Below are 24,324 nucleotides of genomic sequence, written 5' to 3'. Positions count from 1 at the left end.
AGGTGAGCAGGCCTCCGGGCGCGGGTTGCCGCACATACCGCCTCCCTCCAGCAGTGATGTCGAGCCGGTGACCTCGGTCCCCGCCGAGGTGACTTAGGCGTCGCTGGCCGGGGCGAGGGACCAGAACCTCGCGCCAACCTGGCGGAGCACCGATGCCTCGTCCGTGACGACCTGATGGCGGACACCCGACCGTCCTGCACCGACGAAGCGGCGGACGGCGTCCGTGGTACTCGGCCAGGTGGGCGGCACATCGCTGTTGCGGACCTCGCTGCCTGCAATCTGCCGCCACCCCCACGGCGGACCTCGGGAAGGTGGCGGCACATCGCTGTTGCGGACCCCGCTGCCTGCAATCTGCCGCCACCCCCACGGCGGACCTCGGGAAGGTGGCGGCACATCGCAGTCCCGGACCCCGCTGCCTGCAACCTGCCGCCACCCCCACGGCGGACCTCGGGAAGGTGGCGGCACATCGCACCCGGCCCACCCCGAAACTGCACATCGCACCCGTGCCACCCCGAAACTGAAACCTGCCGCCACCCCCGCGGCGGTGGGACCGTCCCGCCAGGACGACACGGGGTCAGTCATCGGGCTTCCTCTCGTCAGGGTTGCCGGGCATCCTGCGCGACGGGTGAGGACGGTCGCCGTCCAGCGCTCACCCGCCCGGGGTGAGGTGACCGGCACGAGCACCGACCTACGGTCGGCCGACGGCGGCTCGACCCACGGCGATCCGACGCGGGTCCCGGACACCGCCACGTCACCTCCGACGGAGAAGCCATGTCGCAGCTCTCGACACCGAACGCGCCCACCGTCCCTACCCGGACCGAACCCCCATCCGAGACCCCGGCCGGCCCGTCCCGTGGACGCTCGGTCGCCGCGTTCGTCTGCCTCCTGCTCGCCGCCCTCCTGACCACGCCCGCCGCGGTGGCCTACTGGGGGCAGCGGACCCTGAACGACACCGACCGCTACGTCTCCACGGTGGACCCGCTCGTGGCCTCGCCCGAGGTGCAGGACGTCATCGCCACCAAGGTCACCGACGCCATCGAGAACCAGGTCGACATCGAGGCCGTCCTCGACGAGGTCTTCGCCGGCGTGATCACCGACCGGCCCCGCCTGGAGCAGCTGGTGGGGCCCCTGGCCGCGGCGATCAACGGCCTGATCGACCGTGAGGTGCGCGCCTTCATCGCCTCGGACCAGTTCGCCGACCTCTGGGTGCAGGTCAACATCAGGGCGCAGCAGGCGCTGCAGCGCGTGCTGACGGGGGAGGGTTCCGGAGCCGTCACGGTCCAGGGCGACCAACTCGTCCTGGACGTCGACGCGGTCATCACCGCGGTCAAGGGGCGACTCGTCGACCGCGGGCTCACGCTGGTCGAGAACCTGCCCGTCCCCGCGACCGACCGGCAGGTCGTCCTGCTGCAGTCCGAGGGTCTGGCGCAGCTGCGCACCATCTACGCCTTCAGCAACCCGATCGCGATCTGGATGCTCCCTGTGGTCGCCGCCCTCTACGTCCTCGCCTTCGTCCTCGCCCGGCGTCGGCCCCGGATGGGCGTGCTGATCGGGGCGGCCCTCGTGGCGAACGCCGTGCTGGTCGCGCTGGCCCTCGCGATCGGGCGCCAGCTGTTCGTCAACCAGCTCTCGGGCACCGTGTTCGGCCCGGCGAGCCGGGTCTTCTACGACACGCTGCTCGCCTACCTCGAGCGGGGCCAGGACGTGGTGCTGGCCCTCGGGCTGACGCTGGTCGTCGCGGGGTGCTTCGCCGGGCCCAACGCGTACGGCACGGCCGTCCGCACCCGGCTCGCGTCGGCGCTCGAGGGGACCGGGGCACGCCTCGGAGGTGACTCCGTCGGCGCAACAGGACGTTGGGTGGCTGGCAACCGGGCCTGGCTGCGGGTGCTCGTCGTCCTGGCCGGCGGGGTGGTCCTGCTCTGGGGCAACCAGGTCTCCATGGAGCGCTTCTGGTGGTCGCTCGCGACCGTGGTCGCGGGCCTGGTCGCCCTCCAGGTGCTGGTCGGCGCCGGCGAGGAGGCCACCGCTGTCGACACGCGTCACCGGGGAGACGCCATCCCCGTCGAGGCCACCTAGCCATCGACGTACGCGAGTCACGCCTGTCCGACCTTGGACAGAGTCCACCCCGCCCCAGGGGTGGAGTGTGCACCCCGTGACGGGCGTACCGTCCAGCCACGACCAGCTGCACCGGGGAAGCCGCTGAGCGGGACGCGGCCGGCCATCGCGCCGACCGGGGTTGTGTGGGGACCGCCCCGCGGCCGGGCTGCTGGCCGCGGGGCACCGACCGCGGGTTCGCCGGGTCGCGTATAGAAAAGCTGTGCACCTGTGTATAGGGTTTGGGCAAGCCCGATCCGCAGGCAGCACGGAGGAACGAGTCGATGATCGATGCCCAGAGGCCGGACCAGGCGGCTGAGTCCGATGCGACCCCGTTGGCCATCGCCGCGATGGAGATCGAGCACCTGCAGAGGGGCATGCAGGCCCGCACGGTCATCGGCCAGGCGCAGGGGATCCTGATGGAGCGGCTGGGCATGAGCGCCGCACAGGCCATCGACTACCTCAGGCGCGTGTCGTCCCACTCGAACCGCAAGCTGGTCGACATCGCCCGGCACATCGCCGAGACACGCGAGCTGCCGACCGCGGAGTGAGGCGGCCGAGTCACCGGGAGGATCGGCGTCACCCGCTGGGGGTGACGCGTCGACGCCTCGGTCGCGAGACCCTGTCGTGATCCACTGGGCGCCGAGAATCGAGACTCACATGTCGAGGTCCGCATACGAGATCCGGGTGCTCGGTGAGGTGCCGCCGGACCTGGTCGACGACTTCGCGCGGATCAGCGTCTCCGTCGACCCGGTCGGGACGACGATGCGCGCCGAGCTCGCCGACGAGGCGGAGCTGCACGGCATCCTCGAGGCCCTGCGGCGCGAGGGGCTGGTCCTGGTCGACGTGAGGCGGGAGCAGGTGTACGACGACCTCGAGTGAGCGCGGGTGCCTGTCTTGCTCGCTGCCCGGGACGGCGCGCCGGCAAAGCGCTCGCCCCTCAGGGTGACCGGGGGATACGGTGACGTGTCGGTCGACCGACGGGGGGCGAGCATGCGCCATGTCTGACCCGAGCTCGAGCGAGGTGGCGTCCGGCCTGGGAGAGCCGAGCGTCGCCCCGCCGCTCCAGCTCGTCCTGGAGACGAAGCTGCATCCACCGCCCCAGCGCGCGGCCTGGGTCGCGCGGCAGCGCCTCGTGGACGTCTTCGACGAGGCGGCCCGCCGCCCGATCGTCCTCGTCTCGGCACCGGCCGGCTACGGGAAGACCACCGTGGCCGCCCAGTGGCTGGCGGACAGCAAGGGTTCCCGCGCCACCGCGTGGGTCGCCCTGGACGACGGTGACAACGACCCCGCACGCCTGTGGACCCACGTGGCGGTCGCGCTCGATCGTGCCGGGTGCGCGGTGTCGGCCGAGCTGGCGACGTCCTTGGCCGCACCCGGTGGCGAGCTCGTCGCGGGCGCCCTGCCCAGGCTGCTGGGCGCACTGTCCTCCGCGCCGGACGAGGTCGTGATCCTCCTCGACGACTTCCAGTGCATCACCAACCCGGCGTGCCACGACCAGGTGTCGTTCCTCGTCGAGCACCTGCCGCACCACGTGCACCTCGTCATCCTGACTCGCGTCGACCCGGGGCTGAAGCTGGGACGACTGCGGGCGTCGGGGCTGTTGGGGGAGATCCGAGCCGACGCCCTCCGCTTCACCGAGCCGGAGGCGGCGTCGCTCCTGTCGGTCGAGAACGTCGCGCTGCGCGCGGAGGGCGTCTCGGAGCTCCTCGCCACGACCGAGGGATGGCCGGCCGGCCTCTACCTCGCGGCGCTCGCCCTGGCCGGGCGCTCCGACGCCGACGAGCAGGTGCACCGCTTCGACGGCAGCCACCGGTCGGTCGCCGACTACTTCTCCGAGGAGGTGCTGAGCGGACACCCGGAGCCGGTGCGCCGCCTGATCCTCGAGATCTCCGTCCTCGACACCTTCTGCGCGGCGCTCTGCGACCACGTCGTCGAGACCACCGGGTCGGCGGCGGTGCTGCGCGAGCTCGAGCGCGCGAACCTCTTCCTCGTGCCGCTCGACGACGAGGGTCGGTGGTTCCGGTTCCACCACCTGTTCGCAGCCGTGGTCCGCAGCCACCTCGAGGTGCTCCACCCCGAGCGCGTCCCCGTGCTGCACCGGCGTGCCGCCGAGTGGTTCCGCCTCCACCACCACGTCGACGAGGCGGTCACCCACCTGCTCGCAGCCGGCGACACGGGCTGCGCGGCCGATCTCGTGCAGAAGAGCGTGATCGCCCACCTGGACGGCGGCCGTGCGCACACGTTGCGGTCGTGGCTGGACGGACTGGGCACCGAGGCCATCTCCCGCCACCCGTCCGCGGGGGTCGCAGCAGCGTGGGTGGCCGCCATCACGGGGGACCAGGCGGTGCTCGCCCGCCACCTCGACGGCCTGGCGCCGGTGCTCCACGACGGACCCCTGCCCGACGGGACGCACTCGGTCGAGTCCGCGGTCGCACTGGTCCACGGCATGTTCGGCTACGACGGTCCGCTGCCGATGATGTCCGGGGCGAGCCGCGCCGCCGAGCTCGAGACGGACGCGCGGACCATCCAGTACGCCATGGCGCAGCGCAGCCTCGGGCACGCGGCGTACGTGCTGGGCGACCTGGCGGCGGCCATGCCGCCGCTGCTGAGGGCGGTGCACAGCGATGCGGCTCTGCCGATGGTTCGCCTGGCGGCGTTGGCGGACTGCGCCCTCGTCAACGCCGAGCTCGGCCGGCACGACGTCGCCGCCGAGATGGCGGACCAGGCGATGCGGATCGCCGACGAGCGTGAGGTCTACGCCATGCCGCAGGCGCGGTCGCTCGCCTTCACCGCGCTCGGGCAGTCGCAGGCGGCGGCGGGCAAGCTCGCCGAAGCCATGGTCACCCTCGAGGAGGGCTGGGCCCTGCGACGCCGGCTCCCGACCATCGGCCCCTGGCCGGGGATCCACCACCTCCTCGTGATGGCGCGCGTCGCGGTGGATCTCGACGACCTGGGGAAGGCGCAGCACCTCCTCGACGAGCTGGCCGCCCGGAACGACCGCTGGACCGAGGGGATGGCCGCGATGCACGCCCGCGTCGCGGTCGTCCGGGCGGCCTTCCGGGAGCGGCTCCGGCAGGACCCGCTGGAGGAGCCGCTCACCGGCAGGGAGCTCGACGTGCTGCGGCTCCTGCAGGGCACCCTCAGCCTCACCGAGATCGCTGCGGTGCTGCACCTGTCGGCCAACACGGTCAAGACCCACGTGCAGGCGCTCTACCGCAAGCTCGGTGCCCACTCCCGCACCGACGCCGTGGCGGTGGCCAGGCGCCAGCAGCTGATCTGAGGACTCACCCGGTGGCGGAGCTCGTGCTGCTCACCCGCCGGACCCGCTCGATGCCCAACCCCAGCTCCGAGCAGGTCGCGAGGAGCTGCAGGACGTCCTCGGGACGGGCCTCGACCAGGACCGAGGTCTGCTCCGGGACGACGCAGTGCCGCCAGCTGAGGAACGTCAGGAACGACTCGCCCAGACGGCCGTCGACGCGCACCTCGTAGCTGCACGGCCCGTTGGTCCGGCCGGAGGCGTCCGCCGGCACGCCCGACGGCTGGTGCTCGTGCACCTCGGCGAGGGTGAGACCCAGCGACGTGAGCCGGGACAGCAGCACGTCGAGGTCGCGGGGGGAGTCGACACGGCGGAACAGCACGGTCTGGGCCGGCGCGGGGCTGGTCCTCAGCATGCCGAACCTGTCCCGCAGCCAGCCGGGTGGCCTCCCCTGCAGGCGGATCTCGTAGGTGGCCGGCTGCTCGTCCCAGGACACGGTCACCGCTCCTGCGCCTCGCCGGGGTCGTCCAGGCCAGAGACCAGCTCCTCGAACCGCCGGTTCACGCGCTCGCGCTCCAGCCGGTCGTACGGCGTCACGTCGTCCGGCGCCGGCCGACCTCCCCGGACTGCATCCGCACGGTCGGCCAGCCGGGGGGAGAGGCGTCGGGTCACAGGCGGGGAGGTGGCGGCCAGCGCGACCACGACCAGCAGGCCGTAGAGGTTGAAGGCACTGACCAGTCCCCATCCGGCCAGGACGGCCACCGGCAGCGTGATCGCGCGTCGGGCGGCCTCGCGGGCGGTCGGCGCCAGCTCGAGGGCGATGCAGAACAGGCAGCCCGCCGTGAGGGCGCCCAGGAGCAGGAACGTCGCGAGCAGTCCCAGCACGGTCGAGGCCCGATACGCCCCCACGGCGCCGAGCGCCGTCGCGACGCCGGCCAGGACCGGCCACACGACAGCCGACCAGGCCCCCCGCAGGACGGGGCTCGGGTGCCGGGTGCCAGGCCTCATGGGCCGACAGTGGGCGCCCCCGCGTCGCCACGCCTCACCCGGCACGGATGAGGACGCCCTCGAGCCGGTTCGCCGACGATGGCCGTCCCCGGTCCAGGAGGTCCCGTGTCGGAGCTGTTGATCGTGCTCGGCGCGGCGCTCGTGGTCGCCGACTACGTCATCAAGGTCATCGCCCTCGGCGTCATCCCCGGCAACCGGAAGCCGTCCGCGGCCATGGCGTGGCTCATCCTCATCCTCATCATCCCGCTGGCCGGCTTCGCGGTCTTCCTCCTCCTGGGGCGGACCGACCTCGGCCGGCGACGCCTCGCCCGGCAGCAGGAGTCGGACCGCGCCATCCGCACCGCCGTCGACCGGCTCGTGACCGAGCCCGTCGACGGGCCGCCCTACCTGGCATCGGTGGTGCACCTGAACCGCAACCTGGGCTCGCTGCCCCTGCAGGCGGGCAACCGGATCGACCTCGTCCCGGGCTACCGCGACGCCGTCGCCGCCATGACCGCCGAGGTCGCGTCCGCCACCGTGTCCGTCGAGGTGGAGTTCTACATCGCCGCATGGGACGACGTGACGGGCCCCTTCTTCGAGGCGCTCGTGGCCGCCACCGCGCGAGGGGTGCGGGTGCGGCTGCTGTTCGACCACATGGGGTCGCGCTCCATCCCCGGCTTCGCGGGGTTCCAGGAGCGGCTCGCGCGGACCACGATCGAGTGGCACCCCATGCTGCCGGTCCGCCCGCTCAAGGGTCAGTTCCAGCGCCCGGACCTGCGCAACCACCGCAAGATCCTCGTCGTCGACGGACGCACCGCGTTCATGGGCTCGCAGAACCTGGTGGAGCCCGGCTACAACAAGCCGAAGAACCACGAGGCGGGCCGCGAGTGGGTCGAGCTCGTCGCCCGCGTCGACGGTCCGACCGTGCGGGCGCTGCGCGCCGTGTTCGCGAAGGACTGGTACGCGGAGACCGGCGAGCGCCTGGACGAGGAGCTCGTCTCCGTGGAGCCGGCGCGCCACGACGACGGTGTGGCGGCGCAGGTGCTGCCGAGCGGTCCGGGCTACGGCACCGAGAACAACCTGCGGCTGTTCACGACCCTGATCTACTCGGCGCACCACAGGGTCTCGCTGACCAGCCCCTACTTCGTGCCGGACGAGCCGCTGCTCTACGCGGTCACGACGGCCGCTCGCCGTGGCGTCGAGGTGGAGCTCTTCGTGAGCGAGGAGGGCGACCAGTTCATGGTCTACCACGCCCAGTGCTCCTACTACCAGGCACTCCTCGAGGCCGGCGTCCGGATCCACCTCTACCCCGCACCCGCGGTGCTGCACTCCAAGCACTTCAGCATCGACGACGACGTCGCCGTGATCGGCTCGAGCAACATGGACATGCGGTCGTTCGCGCTCAACCACGAGGTGTCCATGATGGTCACCGGGAGCGACGTCGTGGCGCGGTTCCGCAAGGTGGAGGACGACTACCGCGCCCTGTCGCGCGAGCTCACCCTCGAGGAGTGGAGCCGGCGTCCGGCCGTGCAGCGCTACCTCGACAACACGATGCGGCTGACCGCGGCCCTTCAGTGAGCACTGGCCACCGGGCGCCCGGGTAGCGCCGCGCGCTCAGGCCTGCGCCGGGTGCGCCGCTCGCGGTCCACCGAGGACGCGGTCCAGGACGAACAGCAGCACCGCCGTCACGACGGAGATCACGATCGCCGCGAATGTGGTCGACAGCAGGCCGCCGACGTCGAGCGAGTCGGTCAGCCCAGCGGTGATGGCCAGGAGGATCCCGTTGACGACCAGGGCGAAGAGGCCGAGCGTGATGATGGTCAACGGCAGCGCGAGGAGCTGCAGGACCGGCCCGATCAGCGCGTTGACGAGGCCGAACAGCAGGGCCACCCAGAGCAGCGAGAGGACCCCGCCGTCGATCTCGACCGACGGCACCACGGCCGCAGCGGCGGCGATGGCGGCGGCCACGACGATCCAGGCGAGCAGCAGCTTTACGAGCATGTCGACTCCTCGGGTGGGCCCCCGCCCACCGGGGACGCGCACGGGTCACGGTAGGCACGGGCCGGCACGCCTCCCTCACCTGTCCCGGGTGAGGTGGTCGGACGACGGCGCTGCCTACTGTCCGACGAGGTCGTCCCGTGGCTCGTCGGGCGGCCCCCGTGGCCGTCGTCCGCGGGACCCATCGCCTCGAGGAGGAAGCATGAGTGTCGACCAGGCACCGAGCAGCACCGACGACATCGAGATGGGACCGGTCGACTACATCGTCGTGGAGTTCCCCGGAAGCAGGATGACGGGTGAGGGCCTGCCCCTGCTCGTGGACCTGGTCGACCGGGGCCTCATCCGGATCCTGGACCTGGTGTTCGTCACCAAGGACCTCGACGGAGTCGTGCACGGCATCGCCGTCGCCGACCTCGACGGGGACGGTGAGCTCGACCTCGCGGTCTTCGAGGGTGCCGCCTCGGGCCTGCTGAGCGACGACGACATCGCCGAGGCCGGCGAGGTGCTGCAGAGCGGGAGCTCGGCCGGCATCCTCGTCTACGAGAACACCTGGGCGGCACCCTTCGCGACCGCGATCAGGCGGGGCGGAGGACAGCTCGTCGCGAGCGGTCGCATCCCCTTCGACGCCCTGGTCGAGGCCGCGACGTCCGACGACCCGTCCACCACGTCCGACCACTAGGAGGAGATCACCATGCCAGGACTACTTCGCGGGGTCGCCAGGACGGCCGCCATCGCCGGCACGGCGACGGCTGTGTCGGGACGCGTGCAGCGCCGGCAGCAGGGCCGGTGGGCAGCGCAGGAGCAGCAGGCCGCGGCCCAGCAGGCGTACGCCGCCCCGCCACCCGCCGCGGCAGCGCCGCCGCTGGCGCCGGGTGCGGCGGTGGACATGGAGACCAAGCTGGCCCAGCTCAAGGAGCTCGGGCAGCTGCAGCAGCAGGGCGTGCTCAACCAGCTGGAGTTCGATCAGCAGAAGGCGCGAATACTGGCGCAATGACGTCCGGCATGCGCCGGGGGCCGCAGCTGAGGGCGCGGCCCCCGTCCGCATGTCCGGGCCTGCGGCGGCGCCTGCTCACCGCTGCGCGGCCAGCCACTCCTCGGCCTCGGTGTAGGCACCCAGACTGGCCTCGCCGACGACGTCGGTCGCCTCGAACAGGACCACGTCGCCGGCGTGCTCCACGGTCCGGTTGCGCCGCAGCTGCGTGATGACTGCCGGGTCCAGCCCGGCCAGGTAGAGCCGGCCCCCGACGGCCGCGACCTTCGCCGCGTAGTCCGACAGCACGACGTACGACGTGGCGCCGAGCATCGCGCGTCCACGCAGCCGCAGCACGACCGCCGGGTGGTCCGAGCCCTCCGGATCGGGCAGGTGGGCCTGCAGGGTGCGGGCGCCGGCGTAGTAGAGGCTGCCGTAGATGTCGAGCAGCAGGACCTGCCGCGACTCGAGCCGGGCGGGGGCGGGCGACTCGTGGAACGTGCCGGTGCCGGTCGGCCGGAGCCGGACGACACGGAGGTCCAGCGCCTCCTGGTTGATCTGCATCATCAGGGCCAGCACCACGCCCAGCCCGACCGCCGCGGCGACGGGCAGCAGGAGGGTGGCGACGAACGTCGCGCACACGGCGATGCGTGAGATCTGCGACGTGCGCAGGATCGCTCGGACCTGACCGGTCCGCAGCGACCCGTAGGCGGCCGCCACGAGGACGGCCGCGAGGGTGGGCATGGCCACGGCGCCCACCACGCCCGAGAACGCCACCAGGATGACCGCCATCCACAACCCGGCGAAGATGCTCGCCCACCGCCCGCCAGCACCGGCGGCCACGCTCAGCGCCGTCTGCCCCACCGAGCCGCCCACCGGCTGCCCGCGGAACAGTCCGGCGAGGACGTTCGCGATGCCCTGCGCCAGGAAGTCGCGGTTCGCGTCGGAGCGCGTCCCGTCCGGGTTGGGGGAGGACTCGGCGACCCCAGCGCCCTGGATGAGCACCAGCGCCGCGACTGCGAAGGCCCCGGTGAGGAGGTCGAAGGAGAGCTCGCCGAGCCGGGGGAGCGCGGGCAGGGGCAACCCCCGGGGGATGTCGCCGACGTCGCTCACCCGCTGCACCGCGTCGGCACCCGCGAGGACCACGACGACGGTGGGCAGGGCCAGCGCCAGCAAGGACGCGTAGGGGCCGAGCCGCCGCCCGCCCAGGACGAGGATCGCCATCGCAGCCGCGCCGACGGCGATCGACGCCGGGTCCGCACTGCCGGGGTCCAGCAGCAGGTTCCAGGCCTTCGCGAGGGCGAAGTCGCCCGACACGTCGGAGCCGACGAGGTCGGGCAGCTGGCCGAACATGATGTTGCACGCGACCCCGGTCAGGAACCCGATCATCACCGAGTGCGGCACGAAGCGCGTGTAGCGACCCAGCCGGAGCAGCGCGGCCGCCACCATGAGCCCGCCGGCGATGAGGGTCAACAGGAACAGCGCCTGCGGCCGCCTGTCCGGCGGTGTGCCGGCGACCGCCGAGCCGGCGGCGAGGGCCGCCGCGCTGGTGGTGGTGATGATCATCAACCTGCTGCTGCTCGTGAGGCCGCCCCCGATGGGCCCGAAGATGCTGGCGTAGAGCCCGTGGACGGGACTGACGCCGGCCAGCACCCCGGCCGCCATGCCGTCCGGGACGCTGCTGATGGCGCCCGGGATGCCCGCCACGAGGTCCTGCTTGACGGTGGCGCGCCGCGGTGCGAGCTCGAGCAGGCGTCGTCGGAAGGACGGGCGCGCTCGACTCGTCATCTCCGCTCGATCCTCCCGGCCGCCGGCGTGGTCCTCGGGTGGTCAGTGTCATCAGCGTCGGGTCCACCAGCCTCCCCCGCCGCGGAGGAGGCGCGACCCGTCGGTCATCCGCGACGGGGGAGGTGGCTGCATGTCCGGAGCGGGACGGTGCGGGGAGGTGTGACAGCACCGCCTCCCGGCGTGTGCGCCCCTCGCCGGCAGGAGCGGACCGTGACGGACACCGTGCTTGCCGCCCTGGCCCTCCTGACCATCGTGTGGGCCGTGACCTCGAGCCGGCTGGCCGACTGGGACGTCACCGGGGCGCTGGTGTTCCTCACGGCGGGGTTCGCCCTGGCCAACCCGACGTGGGGGCCGATCCGTCTCGACGTCGAGTCACCGTCGGTGCACCGGCTCGCCGAGCTGACGCTCGCCATGCTGCTCTTCGCGGACGCCTCGCGGGTCGACGTGTCGCGGCTCCGCCGCGACGTCGGCGTACCGGCGCGGCTGCTCGGCATCGGGTTGCCGCTGTCGATCGTCACCGGCTCCGTCCTCGCCGCCTGGATCTTCGCGGACGCGACGTGGGCGCTGGCACTCTTCGTGGGAGCCGCGCTGGCGCCGACGGACGCCGCGCTCAGCGCCCAGGTCGTCGGCGACGAGCGCGTCCCGGGCCGCGTCCGTCGGGTCCTCAACGTGGAGAGCGGGCTGAACGACGGCATCGCCACGCCGGTCGTCGTCTTCGCCCTGGCGGTCGTCGCCGCCGACCTCGCTCCGGGAGTGCACGGCGAGTCCGCCGAGGGAAGGGCGCTCCTCGACCTGGCCGTCGGACTGGGTGTCGGCCTGGTGGTCGGCCTGGCTGCCGCCCTGCTGGTCGGCCTGGGCGCGGCGAGGCGATGGATCGCCCCGGGCGGGAGACGTCTGGCCACCCTCGGGGCCGCCCTCGGAAGCTTCTCGCTCGCGGTCGCCCTCGACGGCAACGGCTTCATCGCGGCCTTCGTCGCGGGTGCGGCGTTCGGGGCCGTCCTGCCGCGGCGACCCGCCGAGGGGGACGAGGCACACGAGGCGGACGAGGCGGACGAGGTGGAGGAGGCCGTGGTGCTGCCCGAGCTCCTGGGCCAGCTCGCGGGCCTCGCCGTGTGGTTCCTGTTCGGTGCCGCCCTGCTCCCCGTCGCGCTCGACCACCTGTCCGTGGCGGCCGTCGGCTATGCCGTGCTCAGCCTCACGGCGGTCCGGATGGTGCCGGTCGCCGTCGCCACGCTCGGTGCCGGCCTGGACCGGTCCACGGTGCTCTTCATCGGTTGGTTCGGTCCGCGGGGCCTGGCCTCCGTCGTCTTCGCACTCCTGGCGGTCGAGGAGCTGGGCGAGTCCGCCGTCACCGGCGAGGCTGTCGCCGTCATCGCCTTGACGGTCACCCTGAGCGTCGTGCTGCACGGCGTGTCGGCGGGTCCCCTCGGTGCCCGCTACCGACGCACCCACCAGATCACTCATCGAGGGTGAGGCGGTCGGGCCTCCGCCGGGCGACGCTCGGGACGACCGCCCAGATCCCGGGAGCAAGGACACGCCGATGATGAACTTCGCCCGACCGCTGCTCCCGTCGTGGCGCGAGGGCGCCGTCCGCGACGCCGTCGTCGACTTCCTCGGCCGGGCCGCGACCGTCCCGCTCCACCAGCGCGTCGCGTGCCTGGACAACGATGGCACGTTGTGGTGCGAGCGACCGACGTACGTCCAGCTCGACTTCTTCGTCGACGCGCTCAGAACGGCCGTCGAGGCCGACCCCGGCCTGCGCGACGAACCGGCCTTCGACGCGTTGCTCAGCCACGACGAGCACGCCATCCACGAGCTCGGTCTCCCACGCATCGCGGTGGCGCTCACCAGCCTGTTCGAGGGGGTGCCACCGGACGAGTTCAGCCGGCGGGTGGTGGAGTTCATGAGCACTGCCCGGCACGCGACCCTCGATCGCCTCCACGGGTCCAACCGCTACCAGCCGATGCTCGAGCTGGTCGCCGAGCTCCGTCGGCTGGAGTTCACCGTCGCGGTCGTCACCGGTGGGGGCACCGAGTTCGTCCGCGCAGTCAGCCAGGAGCTGTACGGCGTCCCACCGGAGCTCGTCGTCGGGACCCTCATCGAGTACGAGTACGGCGCCGAGGCCTCGGGTCCGCAGCTGCGCCGGTCGACGCGGCTCGTCGGCGGGGCCAACGAGGGCCCCGCGAAGGTCAACAACATCCAGACCCAGCTGGGGCGTCGTCCCATCTTCGCCGCGGGCAACACGGCGGGGGACTGGGAGATGCTGGAGTGGGCGCGACTGGCGGACGGCCCGACGCTCGCCCTCCTCGTGGACCACGACGACGCCGAGCGGGAGTTCGCCTACCAGGGCGGCGCGGTGTCGTTGACCGAGACGGAGCCCATCACGGAGATCGGCGACCGCCTCGGGTGGTCCATCGTCAGCATGGCCGAGGACTGGGCCACCGTCTTCGTCGAGGACGGCGTGACGTGACGACCCCGCCGGGTGGGGTGCGCCCGGACGCCGGCCGGCGCCCATGAACGTGCTCGTCGGGCTCCTGGTGGTCGTCGCCGTCACCTCGGTCTGCGTGGCGGCGATGCTCACGGTGCGACGGCGTGCGCCGGCGGGCAGCTGGTTCCAGGACGGCGACCGCGCCTCGGGGGTCTTCGGCGTGCTGGCGACCGGGTTCTCGGTGCTCCTCGGCTTCATCATCTTCCTCGCGTTCGAGTCCTACGACTCCTCACGCACGGGCGCCGAGACCGAGGCCACCCTGGTGCTGCAGCAGGTGCAGACGGCCCAGTTCCTCCCGAGTGAGGTCTCCGGCGAGCTGACGGCCGAGCTGGCCTGCTACGCCCGCTCGGTCGCGGGCACGGAGTGGGAGGCACTCGAGTCGCAGACCCTGGGGGACCGCATCAACCCGTGGGGCGTGGAGCTCTACCGCACCATCTCGGAGGTCGAGCCGGAGAGCGCGACGGAGCAGTCGGCCTACGACCGCTGGATGGACCAGACGGCGCAGCGGGAGCAGGCGAGGGTCGCTCGGGTGCACGGCGCCGAGGGCATCATCCCCGCGCCGCTGTGGTGGGTGCTCTTCCTCATCACGGGCGTCGTGTTCACCTACCTGCTCTTCTTCGCCGACTCCTCCGAGGGGCCGTTCACCCAGGCGATGCTCATGGGCAGCACCGCCGTCGTCATCACCCTGCTCCTGCTGCTCGTCGCCTTCTTCGACCATCCGCACGGCGGTGGCATCGGCAGGCTGCAGCCGACCGCGATGGAGCGGACCATCGCGCTCATCGACGTCGAGCTCGACGTCGTCGGCATCGAGGTCTCCCTGCCGTGCGACGAGCGTGGCGACCGTGCCTGAGCAGACGTCCGGGTCGTCCGAGCACCGCACTCGCTCGTGGCAGGAGGGCACCGCCACCCTGCTCCTCGTCGTCGCCGCGGTCGCGACGTCCTGGAGCAGCTACCAGGCCACCCGGTGGAACGGCGAGCAGGCAGCCGCAGCAGGCCGCACGAACGCCGTCCGCATCGAGGCGTCGCGCGCCGACGCCCTGGCCGAGTCACAGACGCAGATCGACGTGGCCACCTTCATCGCCTGGGTGGAGGCGGATCGCACCGGTGACGCCCGGCTCGCGGAGTTCGTCGAGGACCGGTTCCGCGACGAGTTCCGCCCGGCGTACGACGCCTGGACGGCGACCGCCCCCTTCACCGATCCCGACGCGCCGCCCACACCGTTCGCCATGGACGAGTACCACCTCGCGTCCCAGGAGCAGGCAGAGGAGCTCGACGTGCGGGCCGAGGCTTCGGCGGCCGAGGTGCGCCGCAACATCCAGCGCGCCAGCAACTACGTGCTGACGGTGGTGCTCTACGCGGTCGCCCTCTTCTTCGCCGGCATGAGCACCCGGGTCTCGACCCTGCGCCTGCGGTGGGTCCTCACCGTCGCCGGTTGTGCGGTCTTCCTCGGCACCCTGGCGTGGATCGCCACCTTCCCGGTGAGCATCGCCGTCTGAGTGCGCTGGTCCGTGGGCGCGGCCGCACCCGGGTCGCGGCTACGGGCCCTGTCCGCGACGCTCGAGGTCGTCGACGACCTCCCGGACGGCCGCGGGGGCGTCCTCGGAGAGCTCCGCGTGCAGCAGTGCGACGTCCCCGCGCTCGAGCTCGCGCTCGATGACCGGGCGCAGCTCGTCGAGGTCGGCGTCGCTCGACAGCACGAGCAGGGCGGAGGAGCCAGGGGTCAGGTGCTTTTCCATCTCCTCGACGAGCCGGCGGTCGATGCCGGCGCCGCTGAGTCGCGACATGGCGGCCGCGATGCCGGCGCCCGCAGCGGCCCCGGCCAGCGGAGCGAGCACGACGAGTCCGACGAGTCCGCCCAGCACCGAGCCCTTGCCGGCGCTCGACGCGGACGGATGGTGCAGGTGGCTGATCACCGGCTCCTCGGCCCGCGGCATCCAGGCGACCGTGATGGCGTCGTGGACAGTGAGGACGAGGCGCTCCTCCAAGGCCCTGAGCCGCACACCACCCGCCTCGGCCCCGAAGGGCGTGTCGTAGTGCCACACCGTCAGCGCGGTCACGGGGCCGTGCTCCGGGGCGCTTCGTGCATGGCTCGTCTCGCTCCCGTCGGGGCCGGTGTCGACTCCATCCAAGGCCCGCAGCGCCGGGCGTGCCTCACACGTGGCGGGCGAGCACCGAGGGGCACGCCTGCCGTCACCGACCGTCGCGGCTCCGACCCCGCTCGACGGCGCCCACGAAGACGCGGATGACCACGCCGATCAGCAGGAGGTCGAGCACCATCTGCACGGTGACCAGGCGACGCGCCTGCTGGGTCACCGCCGCGATGTCGCCGAAGCCGACCGTCGCGAAGACCGTGACGGTGAAGTAGAGGGCGTCCGTCCGGGTCAGGGCACCGGCGGTGAAGCTGTCGGGGTCGTCCAGCGTCAGGAGGTAGTAGCTGACGGCGAACAGGACGAGGAACACCGGCAGGATGACGGCAAGCGCTTCGACCGCCCGCACACCCGGGTGGGTGGAGCGGGTCACGGCGTGCACCTGCCACACCGTGACCACCACCAGTGCGCCCAGCGCTGCGAGCAGGCCGACCCCGACTGGCAATCGGCCGAGGTGGTCGAGGGGGAGGACGAAGTAGAGCACGCACACGGCGGTGGTCGATGCGAGTGCCCGTGCCACGCCACGCGCGACGGGAGGCCGGCCTGTGCCGGTGCTCTGGCTCTGCTCACGGGCGTGGGTCACGGTGGGGCTCCTCCTCACTGCTGCCTCGGGACACGCGACGGCATGCGTGGCGGCGCAGGCCCAGACCACGTCGTCCACCTCGTCCGTGCATCACCTGAGTCGGGTGACCCCACGGCGGCTGAGCGGCGCGACCATGGGCTGCACCGGCGAGCGAGGTGAGGGAGGCGGGCGCATGGTCGGGCAGCCGCAGGCAACCGGCGCCACGTCGACCCACCGCGAGACCCGGAGGCACGCGTCCCACGTCTACGGGCTCATCATCGGCGGGGCCGTGCTGGCCACGGTCCCCGAGGACTTCCGGCTCGTGAGGGTGGCGCTCAATCTCTTCATCACCTTGGTCGTCTACTGGGCTGCCGAGACGTACGTGCACTGGATCAGCGTCCGCACGCTCGCCGGCCGCGCGCTGACCTCGGCGGAGAAGCGGGAGGTGGTCGGCGACGGGTGGCCGCTCGTGGCGGCGTGCGCCGTCCCGGTGGCCTTCCTGGTCGTCGAGGCACTCTTCCGCGTGGAGACGGCGCTGGCGGTCGACCTCGCGCTCGGGCTGAACGCGGTGCTCCTGCTGGTCGTCGGGTGGCGCATGGGGCGTGCCGGTCACCTCCGCGGAGGGGCGCTGGTGGTGGCCACGGTGGCGGCCGGGCTGCTGGGCGTCGCCATGATCGTCCTCAAGATCGCCCTGCACTGACGTGGCGACGGCCTGATGGACCTCATCCGCCCGGGCTCCTCCGGCGACCTCCAGGCCCTCGGCCGCAGAGCCGCCGAGTCCTTCCTGGGCAGGTCGGTCCTCCGGTTCCTCAGGATGGCCGGGATCGACCGGTGCATCGTGTTGTCCTCCCAGGCGTTCACTGCCCTCATCCCGCTCCTGATCCTGGTGGCGAGCCTGGCACCGGTCGGCGAGGAGGACGTCGTCGCCGACTCCTTGGTCGACAAGTTCGCCCTGACGGGTGGGTCCGCGGACGCCGTCGAGCAGCTGTTCTCGACACCGCCCGGTGCCTCCAGCGGCGTGAGCGTGTTCAGCGCCCTGCTGCTGTTGTTCTCGGGAGTGTCCTTCGCGCGCCGGATGCAGGCGATGTACCGCGCCGGGTGGGACCAGGAGCGGCAGGGGGTGCGCAGCACGGTCTTCGCGGTGCTCGGCCTGGGAGCGCTGCTCGTGGAGGTCTGCCTGACCTACGGCCTGCGGGAGCTGGGGGAGGGTCTCAGCGCTCACTGGTGGTGGACCGTCCCGGTGCAGCTCGCCACCGGCCTGGTCCTCTGGACCTCGATCCCGTACCTCCTGATGGACCGGCGCGTGCACTGGCGCCGGCTGCTGGTCGCCGGCGGTGGCGCCGCTGTGGGCACGACGGCGTTCTCCCTCGCGACCACGGTCTACATGCCGGTCACGGTGGAGCGCTACACCGAGGACTTCGGCCTGTTCGGCATCACGATCGCCCTCATCGGCTGGATGCTCGTCGGCGCCGGGATCCTGGTGGGCAGCACGGCGATCGGCGCCGAGTTCGATGCGGCCCGTGGTGCTCGCGTGGTGGCGCTGAAGACGCGCTTCGGGTTGCACGACCCTTCCGCCGACCAGAGCCGCGTCGTCGAGCAGGAGGATCGCGGGCTCACGGCGGACGACGTCCTCCTGCTCGTCCGCGTCCTGCTCAACTGGCTCATCCTCACGGCGGCCGTCTGGGTCGCCACGGCCGTGGTGCCAGGTCTGCACGTCGACGGCGGTGTCGTGACCTACCTGGCCCTGTCCGTCCTGTTCGGGCTCGTCAACGCCGTGCTCGGACCGCTCCTCGACCTGGTCGCCCTGCCCCTCACGGTGGTGACGCTGGGTCTCTTCGCGCTGGTGGTCAACGGCGTGCTGCTCGCCACGACCGCCGGGCTCACCGAGCGCTTCTCCGTCGACGGCCTCGGCAACGCCGTCCTGGGGGCCCTGGTCATCGCCGTCGTCACGACCGTGCTCGAGCTGGTCGTCCGCCCGGTCGCGCGCTCCTCGGCGGGGTCGTCGCAGAGGCGGGTCAACGCATGAGCATCGTCATCACGTGGTTGGGCCACGCGACCGTCGTCGTGGACATCGACGGTGTGCGCCTGGTGTCGGACCCGCTCCTGCGACGGCACAACGGCCCGCTCCGGCGACGCGGCGAGCAGCCCGACCGGGCGGCCTGGGCGGGTGCGCGCGCCGTCCTCCTGTCCCATCTCCACCACGACCACGCCGAGGTCTCCTCCCTGCGGCTGCTCGGGGACGTCCCGGTGCTGACGGCCGTCGACAACGCCCGGTGGGTGACGGGCAAGGGCCTGCGCGGACACGGGTTGCAGGACGAGTGGGTGCGGGTGGACGACGACTGCGACGTCCGGGTGCGCCTCGTACCGGCCGTGCACCACTCGCGACCCATGCCGCACCGGCCGAACGCGGCGAACGGCCATCTCGTGAGGGGGCCGTCCGGAGTGGTGTGGATCGCCGGGGACACCGAGCTCTACGCCGGCATGGAGACCGTCCCCCACCTGGCGGGGGCGGCCGTCGACGCGGCGGTCGTGCCCGTGGGCGGCTGGGGGCCGCGCCTCTCACCCGGACACCTGGGACCGCACGAGGCTGCCGTGGCGTGCCGTCGGGTCGGCGCGTCGCTCGCCGTCCCGGTGCACTGGGGGACCCTCCACGTCCCGGGCGCGCGAGAGCTGCCCCGTGGGTGGATGGGAGCCGGAGGACCGGACTTCGCGGCGGCCGTCACCAGGGAGGCGCCCGACTGCGAGGTCGCCGTGCTCAGCCTCGGCGGCTCGGTGGTGGTTCCTCGACGAGGTCGCCGGGCTGACCGCTGACCAGTGGTTCCCGCCACGTCCCGTCGGGGTCCGCCTCGATGAGCAGCGCCTTGACGAGCAGGCTCATCGGCACGGCGAGGAGTGCTCCGATCGGGCCGAGCACCCACGCCCAGAACACGAGCGAGAGGAACGTCAGGGTGGTCGACAGGCCCACGGCGGACCCGACGTAGCGGGGCTGGATGACCGACTGGATGACGAGGTTCACGACGCAGTAGAGCACCACGACCACGACCATGAGGTCGGGACCGCCCTCGAGCAGTGCCACGAGGGCGGGTGGCACGAGGCCGATCACGAAGCCGATGTTGGGGATGAAGTTGGTGACGAACGCCAGTGCGCCCCAGACGAGCGCGCCCGGGACGCCCAGGCCCCACAGCATGACCGTGTCGACGACGGCGACGATGAGCCCGAAGATCGCGGACACCCCGAGGTAGGTGCGGGTGCCCTGCGCGAACGACTCGAGCGCGGCGACCAGGTCGGGCCGGTGCCGACGTGCACCGGCGGCGAGCCGCTCGGTGCTCGCACCGTCGAAGGCCATGAAGAGCATGAGCGTCAGGACGAGGGCGAACGACGAGAGCAGGGAGACGATGCCCCCCATCAGGGCCGTGAGGGCCTCCACCAGACGGCCCACGTCGAGCGCTCCCGCGGCGGCCTTGGCCTGCGGCTCGTCGAAGCCCATGGACGTGACCGTGCTGTGGACGCTGCCGGACAGGTCGTCGAGCTCGCTCGCATAGGTCGGCACGAGGGACGCGAGCTGCGCGGCCGAGACCACCAGGGCAAGAGTGAGTGCGGCGATCAGCAGGTATGCCCCGAGCAGCACGACGACGGACGCGGCCCACGTCGGCATCCGCCGCCCGAGGCGCGAGCGCACGGGGTGGAGGAGCACGGTCAGGGCGAGCGCCAGTGCCGTGGGTCCCACTATCCCGGCGGCGGCCTTGAGCCCCGCGAGGACGACCACCAGCGCGGCGGCGCTCACCAGCATGCGGCCACTGCGCGTCGCTGTCATGAGCTGCTCCTCTGGTGGCCGGCGGGGAGGCTCGTCCGGTGGTGGAGCGCCTCCAGCACGCCCACCAGGTGCCGGTGCAAGGCGTCGCCTCCGACGATCGGCTCCATGGGGATGAGCAGGTCGGCCGGTGCCAGCACGAACGCGCGGTCCTGCCACCCGCCGAGCCCGCCGTGTGCGCCGACGAGCGGCTCGAAGGCAGCGATCTCGCGCGTGCGCGGGTCGACGGCACTGTTGACGTACAGGTCGGGCGCCTCGGGCATCGAGGTGGCCGCGCGCACCATCGCCGCGGCGTGCGAGCCGAAGCCGTGCAACGGGTCCGTGCCGACCACCTCACCCGTGTCGAGGTAGTGGCGACCCGAGCGCCCGATGGCGACGGGGCCGGCCAGCGACATCGCGCTCACGAAGCCGATGCCCTCGTGCGCGACCAGCCCGGGCACCAGCGCCGGCCACTGGCGATCGAGGTCGTCGAGCGTCAGCCGCGCGGGACCCGGCGCGTAGACGAGCCCCAGGTTGCCGCTGCCCAGCACCACTAGCTCGCTGTCGCTGGAGGCAGCGTCCGGCTGCGTCCTGCCCCGGACGCGGCGTGACGCGGCCCCCGAGATCCCGGTCGAGGGCGCCGCGGTGAGGTCCTGCAGGACCGAGTCGACCCGGCCCCAGCCCTCGATGCTGCCCTCCACGCCCGAGGTGGCCGACATGGTGAGCGCGCGGCAGAGCGCACTGAGCTCGATGCCGTGGCGGGCCGCGAAAGGCTCCCCCTGGGACTGGCCGTGGTCGCTGAGCACCACCACGTGGTAGCGCCGCGGCGCTCGCTCGGCGACCTTGTGCAGGACCGCGAAGACCTGGTCGAGCCCGCCGAGCGCGGCGAGTGACTCGATGCGCGTGCCGCCGGCGTGGTGGGCGATCTCGTCGTAGTCGACGTAGTCGACGTAGATGCTGCGCGCGCCGCGCATCATCTCCTCGCTGACGATCGCGGTGTTGAGGTCCCGCAGCAGGCCGTTGCTGAACGCCCTCAGCGCGGCGAACGTCCAGGAGCGGTGCACGCGCGGGTGCACCAGCAGGCGTCGCTGACGCGCCATCTGGAAGCGTTCGCGTCCCACCTCGGCCGCAGCACGCGACAGGCTGCGCGCCAGGCCGTCGGGCCGCACCAGGAAGCGTGCGAACACCTGCCTGGTGCGGCGCGCCCCGCGCGTCACCTCGAGCCGGCTCATCGTCATGGAGGCCTTGGGCGCGTCACCGGTGAACAGGTTGGAGACGGACACCCCGTCGTCGACGAGCAGCCCCTGGCCGGTGCTCGCGCGCGACTCGATCACCGCCGCGTCCTCGGGACGGTTGGCGACGAGGACCCTGCCGAGCTCGCGGTCGTACCAGCGGAAGGCGGGGACGCCGGCCGCGCTGCCCATCAGCAGCGCCTGCTGGCTCGCGGGTGTCGTGCACGGGAGCTGGACCGTCCACTCGTGCAGCGCGTGGGACCCGCTGTCGACCCAGCGGCGCAACGTTGGCATCGTGCCGGACTCGAGCACCCACTGCATCACCGGGAAGGAGACGCCGTCGAGCTGGACGAAGAGGACGCCGTCGACCTCGGGGTCCGTGACGTGGCCCGGCTTGATCCGCATGAGACTCGCCGCGAAGGACTCGTCGGTCCCGGCGCTGGTGAGCCACACCAGGACGGTCCCGAACGCAGAGGCGATCCACGCCGCGGCGACGGCGGTCCACCACGACGCGAAGGACACGCCCGGGACGAGGCCCAGGGCCAGCTGCATCACGACCGCCTGGCCGAAGACGGTGCACAACGCGACGGCGATCCAGCCGACCCTGGCCGCGAGCTCGACGAGGACCGGACGCACCACGAGGCCGAGCAACCCGGTCACGGCGGCGGCGACCAGCAGCGGCAGCCACGAGGTGTGGGTGAACCCCGGGAGGAGCCACGCTGTCATCAGCAGGGCGACGAACGAGAGGATCCACGCCGCGACGAGCCGGGCACCGTCCGCCAGCCGCAGAGGCCGGGGACGCGGCGTCCGAGGGGCGGTCGCGTCGGCACGCGCCGGCGGATCGGTGACGCCGCTCACGGGTGTCGCTTGCGCCGGCTCGCGCGAGGGGTCACCTCAGCACCTCGACCTCCGGCGCCGCGGGTGGCGTGGTTGCTGCGCCCGTCCACGCGTCAGCGCCACTCGGCGTAGGAGCCGCGCCTGGCGGTGACCGCGTAGATGATCAAGACGTCGACGGCGATCATGATCGCCGACCAGAGGGGGTAGGCGGCGAGGAAGGCCAGGTTCACGACGGCGCTCGTCATCGCGACGACGACGGCTACGACGCGGGCCCAGGTGGCTCCGGTGAGCAGCGCCCCGCCGGCGACCGCGAGCAGGACACCCAGGAGCAGGTGGACCCAGCCCCAGGTGGTGTAGTCGGTGGTCACCACCAGCCCGCGCTCGGTGACGAGGAAGTAGTCGTCCTTGAAGAGCGCGACCAGGCCGGCCATGGCGTGGAACGCCCCGAGCATCATCATCATGACGCCGGCGAAGACGACCCAGCCGTACCATCCCCCGCCCGTGTCGCCGGGGGCGCTGCCGGAGCGGTCGACCGAAGCGTGTGCAGTCATGTCGGGACCTTTCTGCTGCGGTGGTATCGGCACCAGCATGTGAGCGCCGCCCGGCGGTCGCCTCCCCCACGGTGGGTGACGGCGTCGCCTAGCAGAGACCCAGCTGCCGTCCGCGGCGCACGGCGTCCACGCGCCGGTTGACGCACAGCTTGGCGAAGATGCCCTTGAGGTGCGTCTTGACGGTGTTGCCCGACACGAAGAGGGCGGCGGCGATCTCCTCCGTCGAGTACATCTCCGCCAGCAGCTCGAGGACCTGGGACTCGCGCTCGGTCAGGGCGCCACCGAGGACCTCCGGCTGCGGGGCCCGGGAGACGTCGACGAGCCGGGGCCGGACGTCGGAGTCCCGGACCAGGCGGTCCAGGCCGGCGAGGATCTCCCGGTGCGCGTGCCGCAGGGGCAGGTCGCGGTCGAGCGTCGCGCGCAGCCACTGCCAGTCGCGGCGGAGCGGGGTCGGCATGTCCTCGCCGGCGGCCGCCTGCAGCGCCCGGTCGACCAGCACCCGGCTCCGGACCGTGTTGCCGCGGTGCTGCTCCAACCGGGCCTCCAGCACCCAGGCGCGCACCTGCACCAAGGCGGGGGCAAGGTCGAGCTCGTCCACCACGGCGGTCAGGACGGCCTGCGCGCCACGCATGTCACCGATGGCGGCGCGCATGTCGGCGGCCACCACCCCGGCCTCTGCTGCCGCCTGCGCGGGCAGGGGAGTGACGAGCGCGAGCGCCCGGTGCAGCTCGCCCTCCGCTGCGAGGGCGTCCGCTCGTCTGGCGAGCAGGACACCGCTGCTCCAGCCCGGGGTGGGAGTCCCGTCGACCGCGAGCGCCTCCGCGAGCAACCGCGAGGCTGCATCGGGGCGGCCGGTGGCGATCAGGAGCTCGGCGCCCAGCAGCAGTCGGAGCGTGCCCTCCCACGGCTCGTCCTGCACGTCCGCGGTCGACACCACCAGCTCGAGCCGTCGTCGCGCCTCGGGGAGGTCGCCCTGCGCCAGGTGGCGTACCGCCCGGGCGAGCTGCAGGGTGTCGCCGCCCACACCCGGCATGATCCGCTCGGCCCGGCGGTCGTGCTCCGCCGAGCGTGCGAGCCGTCCCATGTAGGCGTCGACCAGGGCCAGCTGCGCCAGGCAACGGTGCCGGAGCGAGCCGGTGGTCGCTGCGCGGAGCGCCTTGGTCCAGGACCGCACGGCTTCCCGGTGGTGCCCCTGCGACGCCTGGACCCGACCGAGGTGGACCTCGAGGACGGGGTCGACCCGCGAGGGCGGCAGGGTCGTGGCCGCCAGGGCGGGTGGCGCGGCCGGTCCCGTCCCGTCGTCGTCAGACGCGGTGAGGATCATCCACGGGCCCGTGCTCCCGTCGCGGAGGATCTCCACCACGGCCCACGAACGGTCGGGCGCAGGAGCGGCTGAGGGCGCTGCCGTGACGCTCAGCGGCGTCCGGGTCCTGACCAGGGGCGCAGCGGCTGCAACAGCATCGGTGACGTGGTTCGCGGAGGAAGACATGGCCATCCCTAGGGGTGAGGTGGGGTGCGCGGCTATTCACCTCCCCCCTGGGGTGAGAGCGCGTCACCTCGCGCCTCAATTCACCCGGGTGAGATCGTGTCGTGGAGTCACCCGAAGCGGGTGACGTCTCCC

At 72.6% G+C, this 24,324-nt stretch carries 24 protein-coding genes; 14 read left to right on the top strand and 10 right to left on the bottom strand.

The window, feature by feature from the left end:
- The first annotated feature begins 771 nt into the window (after positions 1-771).
- From SHK17_RS10660 to SHK17_RS10645, 4 genes are all read left to right on the top strand, one after another.
- Entirely contained in the window at positions 772-2,076 is a 1,305-nt protein-coding gene (locus SHK17_RS10660; RefSeq protein ID WP_322919169.1) for a hypothetical protein, read from the top strand.
- A gap of 302 nt (positions 2,077-2,378) precedes the next feature.
- Positions 2,379-2,645, top strand: a complete 267-nt coding sequence (locus SHK17_RS10655) for an ANTAR domain-containing protein (RefSeq protein ID WP_172272059.1) — start codon at positions 2,379-2,381, stop codon at positions 2,643-2,645.
- Between the two features lie 109 nt (positions 2,646-2,754).
- Positions 2,755-2,976: a hypothetical protein gene (locus SHK17_RS10650; protein WP_172272062.1), complete on the top strand. Its 222-nt coding sequence runs from the start codon at positions 2,755-2,757 to the stop codon at positions 2,974-2,976.
- A gap of 118 nt (positions 2,977-3,094) precedes the next feature.
- Positions 3,095-5,377: a helix-turn-helix transcriptional regulator gene (locus SHK17_RS10645; RefSeq protein ID WP_322919165.1), complete on the top strand. Its 2,283-nt coding sequence runs from the start codon at positions 3,095-3,097 to the stop codon at positions 5,375-5,377.
- A gap of 4 nt (positions 5,378-5,381) precedes the next feature.
- Here SHK17_RS10645 and SHK17_RS10640 read toward each other — a convergent pair whose 3' ends face one another.
- Together SHK17_RS10640 and SHK17_RS10635 are read right to left on the bottom strand one after the other, a co-directional pair.
- Positions 5,382-5,849, bottom strand: coding sequence for a hypothetical protein (locus tag SHK17_RS10640; protein ID WP_322919164.1), 468 nt, complete (start codon positions 5,847-5,849; stop codon positions 5,382-5,384).
- A 2-nt stretch (positions 5,850-5,851) separates the two neighbouring features.
- Entirely contained in the window at positions 5,852-6,361 is a 510-nt protein-coding gene (locus SHK17_RS10635) for a hypothetical protein (protein WP_322919163.1), read from the bottom strand.
- 105 nt (positions 6,362-6,466) lie between these two features.
- Here SHK17_RS10635 and cls point away from each other — a divergent pair, with 105 nt between their 5' ends.
- Positions 6,467-7,918 carry a cardiolipin synthase gene (cls, locus tag SHK17_RS10630; protein ID WP_322919162.1) on the top strand — a complete coding sequence of 484 codons (1,452 nt, stop codon included), beginning with the start codon at positions 6,467-6,469 and terminating at the stop codon, positions 7,916-7,918.
- 36 nt (positions 7,919-7,954) lie between these two features.
- On the opposite strand, the gene SHK17_RS10625 is transcribed toward cls, so the two are convergent.
- Entirely contained in the window at positions 7,955-8,341 is a 387-nt protein-coding gene (locus SHK17_RS10625) for a phage holin family protein (protein WP_322919160.1), read from the bottom strand.
- 199 nt (positions 8,342-8,540) lie between these two features.
- Between SHK17_RS10625 and SHK17_RS10620 the strand changes: the two genes are divergently transcribed.
- Entirely contained in the window at positions 8,541-9,017 is a 477-nt protein-coding gene (locus SHK17_RS10620; protein WP_322919159.1) for a DUF6325 family protein, read from the top strand.
- A 12-nt stretch (positions 9,018-9,029) separates the two neighbouring features.
- Positions 9,030-9,332, top strand: coding sequence for a hypothetical protein (locus SHK17_RS10615; protein ID WP_322919158.1), 303 nt, complete (start codon positions 9,030-9,032; stop codon positions 9,330-9,332).
- A gap of 75 nt (positions 9,333-9,407) precedes the next feature.
- Here SHK17_RS10615 and SHK17_RS10610 read toward each other — a convergent pair whose 3' ends face one another.
- Positions 9,408-11,096: a SulP family inorganic anion transporter gene (locus tag SHK17_RS10610; protein WP_322919157.1), complete on the bottom strand. Its 1,689-nt coding sequence runs from the start codon at positions 11,094-11,096 to the stop codon at positions 9,408-9,410.
- Between the two features lie 210 nt (positions 11,097-11,306).
- Between SHK17_RS10610 and SHK17_RS10605 the strand changes: the two genes are divergently transcribed.
- The 4 genes from SHK17_RS10605 (at position 11,307) to SHK17_RS10590 (ending at position 15,080) form a co-directional block, all read left to right on the top strand.
- Positions 11,307-12,569, top strand: a complete 1,263-nt coding sequence (locus SHK17_RS10605; protein WP_322919156.1) for a cation:proton antiporter domain-containing protein — start codon at positions 11,307-11,309, stop codon at positions 12,567-12,569.
- Between the two features lie 67 nt (positions 12,570-12,636).
- Positions 12,637-13,566 carry an HAD family hydrolase gene (locus SHK17_RS10600; RefSeq protein ID WP_322919155.1) on the top strand — a complete coding sequence of 310 codons (930 nt, stop codon included), beginning with the start codon at positions 12,637-12,639 and terminating at the stop codon, positions 13,564-13,566.
- A 43-nt stretch (positions 13,567-13,609) separates the two neighbouring features.
- A complete protein-coding gene (locus SHK17_RS10595; RefSeq protein ID WP_172272091.1) occupies positions 13,610-14,434 on the top strand; it encodes a bestrophin-like domain in 825 nt (274 codons plus the stop codon).
- Complete coding sequence (locus SHK17_RS10590) at positions 14,427-15,080, top strand: hypothetical protein (protein ID WP_322919154.1); 654 nt, start codon at positions 14,427-14,429, stop codon at positions 15,078-15,080. Before SHK17_RS10595 ends, SHK17_RS10590 begins: the two co-directional genes overlap by 8 nt.
- A gap of 39 nt (positions 15,081-15,119) precedes the next feature.
- Here SHK17_RS10590 and SHK17_RS10585 read toward each other — a convergent pair whose 3' ends face one another.
- Both SHK17_RS10585 and SHK17_RS10580 read right to left on the bottom strand, forming a co-directional pair.
- Complete coding sequence (locus tag SHK17_RS10585; RefSeq protein ID WP_172272095.1) at positions 15,120-15,641, bottom strand: DUF1269 domain-containing protein; 522 nt, start codon at positions 15,639-15,641, stop codon at positions 15,120-15,122.
- 133 nt (positions 15,642-15,774) lie between these two features.
- The gene (locus tag SHK17_RS10580; RefSeq protein ID WP_216652509.1) at positions 15,775-16,314 is read right to left on the bottom strand and encodes a potassium channel family protein; all 540 of its coding nucleotides are present in this window, start codon (positions 16,312-16,314) and stop codon (positions 15,775-15,777) included.
- Between the two features lie 172 nt (positions 16,315-16,486).
- On the opposite strand from SHK17_RS10580, the gene SHK17_RS10575 reads away from it, so the two are divergent.
- Genes SHK17_RS10575 through SHK17_RS10565 form a run of 3 tightly spaced genes read left to right on the top strand, consistent with a single transcriptional unit; the run spans position 16,487 to position 19,104 of the window.
- On the top strand, positions 16,487-16,993 hold the full coding sequence (locus tag SHK17_RS10575) for a hypothetical protein (protein ID WP_172272097.1): 507 nt from the start codon (positions 16,487-16,489) through the stop codon (positions 16,991-16,993).
- Positions 16,994-17,008: 15 nt separating this feature from the next.
- Positions 17,009-18,319 (top strand): YhjD/YihY/BrkB family envelope integrity protein, encoded by a 1,311-nt coding sequence (locus SHK17_RS10570; RefSeq protein WP_322424282.1) that lies wholly within the window; start codon positions 17,009-17,011, stop codon positions 18,317-18,319.
- Complete coding sequence (locus SHK17_RS10565) at positions 18,316-19,104, top strand: MBL fold metallo-hydrolase (RefSeq protein ID WP_172272101.1); 789 nt, start codon at positions 18,316-18,318, stop codon at positions 19,102-19,104. The genes SHK17_RS10570 and SHK17_RS10565 overlap by 4 nt, the downstream gene beginning before the upstream one ends.
- Here the strand turns inward: SHK17_RS10565 and SHK17_RS10560 are convergent.
- The 4 genes from SHK17_RS10560 to SHK17_RS10545 all read right to left on the bottom strand — a co-directional run bounded on the left by SHK17_RS10560 (position 19,049) and on the right by SHK17_RS10545 (position 24,066).
- Positions 19,049-20,107, bottom strand: coding sequence for an AI-2E family transporter (locus SHK17_RS10560; RefSeq protein WP_322919150.1), 1,059 nt, complete (start codon positions 20,105-20,107; stop codon positions 19,049-19,051). The two genes, SHK17_RS10565 and SHK17_RS10560, sit on opposite strands and share 56 nt — an antisense overlap.
- Positions 20,104-22,173: a phage holin family protein gene (locus tag SHK17_RS10555; RefSeq protein WP_322919149.1), complete on the bottom strand. Its 2,070-nt coding sequence runs from the start codon at positions 22,171-22,173 to the stop codon at positions 20,104-20,106. Before SHK17_RS10555 ends, SHK17_RS10560 begins: the two co-directional genes overlap by 4 nt.
- Before the next feature lie 92 nt (positions 22,174-22,265).
- Positions 22,266-22,703 carry a DUF7144 family membrane protein gene (locus SHK17_RS10550; RefSeq protein ID WP_172272107.1) on the bottom strand — a complete coding sequence of 146 codons (438 nt, stop codon included), beginning with the start codon at positions 22,701-22,703 and terminating at the stop codon, positions 22,266-22,268.
- A gap of 88 nt (positions 22,704-22,791) precedes the next feature.
- Positions 22,792-24,066 carry a LuxR C-terminal-related transcriptional regulator gene (locus tag SHK17_RS10545; protein WP_322919148.1) on the bottom strand — a complete coding sequence of 425 codons (1,275 nt, stop codon included), beginning with the start codon at positions 24,064-24,066 and terminating at the stop codon, positions 22,792-22,794.
- Between the last annotated feature and the right edge of the window lie 258 nt (positions 24,067-24,324).

It is taken from the genome of Nocardioides renjunii, assembly GCF_034661175.1.
GTDB classification, from domain to species: Bacteria; Actinomycetota; Actinomycetes; order Propionibacteriales; family Nocardioidaceae; genus Nocardioides; species Nocardioides renjunii.
The sequence above is the reverse complement of the archived record's forward strand: the minus strand, read 5'-3'. Positions and strand labels throughout refer to the sequence as shown.

Bases quoted from the DNA above. Each gene is read 5' to 3' on its own strand.
- SHK17_RS10625 (WP_322919160.1), bottom strand. From the start codon at position 8,341: ATGCTCGTAAAGCTGCTGCTCGCCTGGATCGTCGTGGCCGCCGCCATC.
- SHK17_RS10565 (WP_172272101.1), top strand. From the start codon at position 18,316: ATGAGCATCGTCATCACGTGGTTGGGCCACGCGACCGTCGTCGTGGAC.
- SHK17_RS10660 (WP_322919169.1), top strand. From the start codon at position 772: ATGTCGCAGCTCTCGACACCGAACGCGCCCACCGTCCCTACCCGGACC.
- SHK17_RS10615 (WP_322919158.1), top strand. From the start codon at position 9,030: ATGCCAGGACTACTTCGCGGGGTCGCCAGGACGGCCGCCATCGCCGGC.
- SHK17_RS10570 (WP_322424282.1), top strand. From the start codon at position 17,009: ATGGACCTCATCCGCCCGGGCTCCTCCGGCGACCTCCAGGCCCTCGGC.
- SHK17_RS10550 (WP_172272107.1), bottom strand. From the start codon at position 22,703: ATGACTGCACACGCTTCGGTCGACCGCTCCGGCAGCGCCCCCGGCGAC.
- SHK17_RS10655 (WP_172272059.1), top strand. From the start codon at position 2,379: ATGATCGATGCCCAGAGGCCGGACCAGGCGGCTGAGTCCGATGCGACC.
- SHK17_RS10575 (WP_172272097.1), top strand. From the start codon at position 16,487: ATGGTCGGGCAGCCGCAGGCAACCGGCGCCACGTCGACCCACCGCGAG.
- SHK17_RS10635 (WP_322919163.1), bottom strand. From the start codon at position 6,361: ATGAGGCCTGGCACCCGGCACCCGAGCCCCGTCCTGCGGGGGGCCTGG.
- SHK17_RS10610 (WP_322919157.1), bottom strand. From the start codon at position 11,096: ATGACGAGTCGAGCGCGCCCGTCCTTCCGACGACGCCTGCTCGAGCTC.
- SHK17_RS10645 (WP_322919165.1), top strand. From the start codon at position 3,095: ATGTCTGACCCGAGCTCGAGCGAGGTGGCGTCCGGCCTGGGAGAGCCG.
- SHK17_RS10560 (WP_322919150.1), bottom strand. From the start codon at position 20,107: ATGACAGCGACGCGCAGTGGCCGCATGCTGGTGAGCGCCGCCGCGCTG.
- SHK17_RS10595 (WP_172272091.1), top strand. From the start codon at position 13,610: ATGAACGTGCTCGTCGGGCTCCTGGTGGTCGTCGCCGTCACCTCGGTC.
- SHK17_RS10650 (WP_172272062.1), top strand. From the start codon at position 2,755: ATGTCGAGGTCCGCATACGAGATCCGGGTGCTCGGTGAGGTGCCGCCG.
- SHK17_RS10620 (WP_322919159.1), top strand. From the start codon at position 8,541: ATGAGTGTCGACCAGGCACCGAGCAGCACCGACGACATCGAGATGGGA.
- SHK17_RS10600 (WP_322919155.1), top strand. From the start codon at position 12,637: ATGATGAACTTCGCCCGACCGCTGCTCCCGTCGTGGCGCGAGGGCGCC.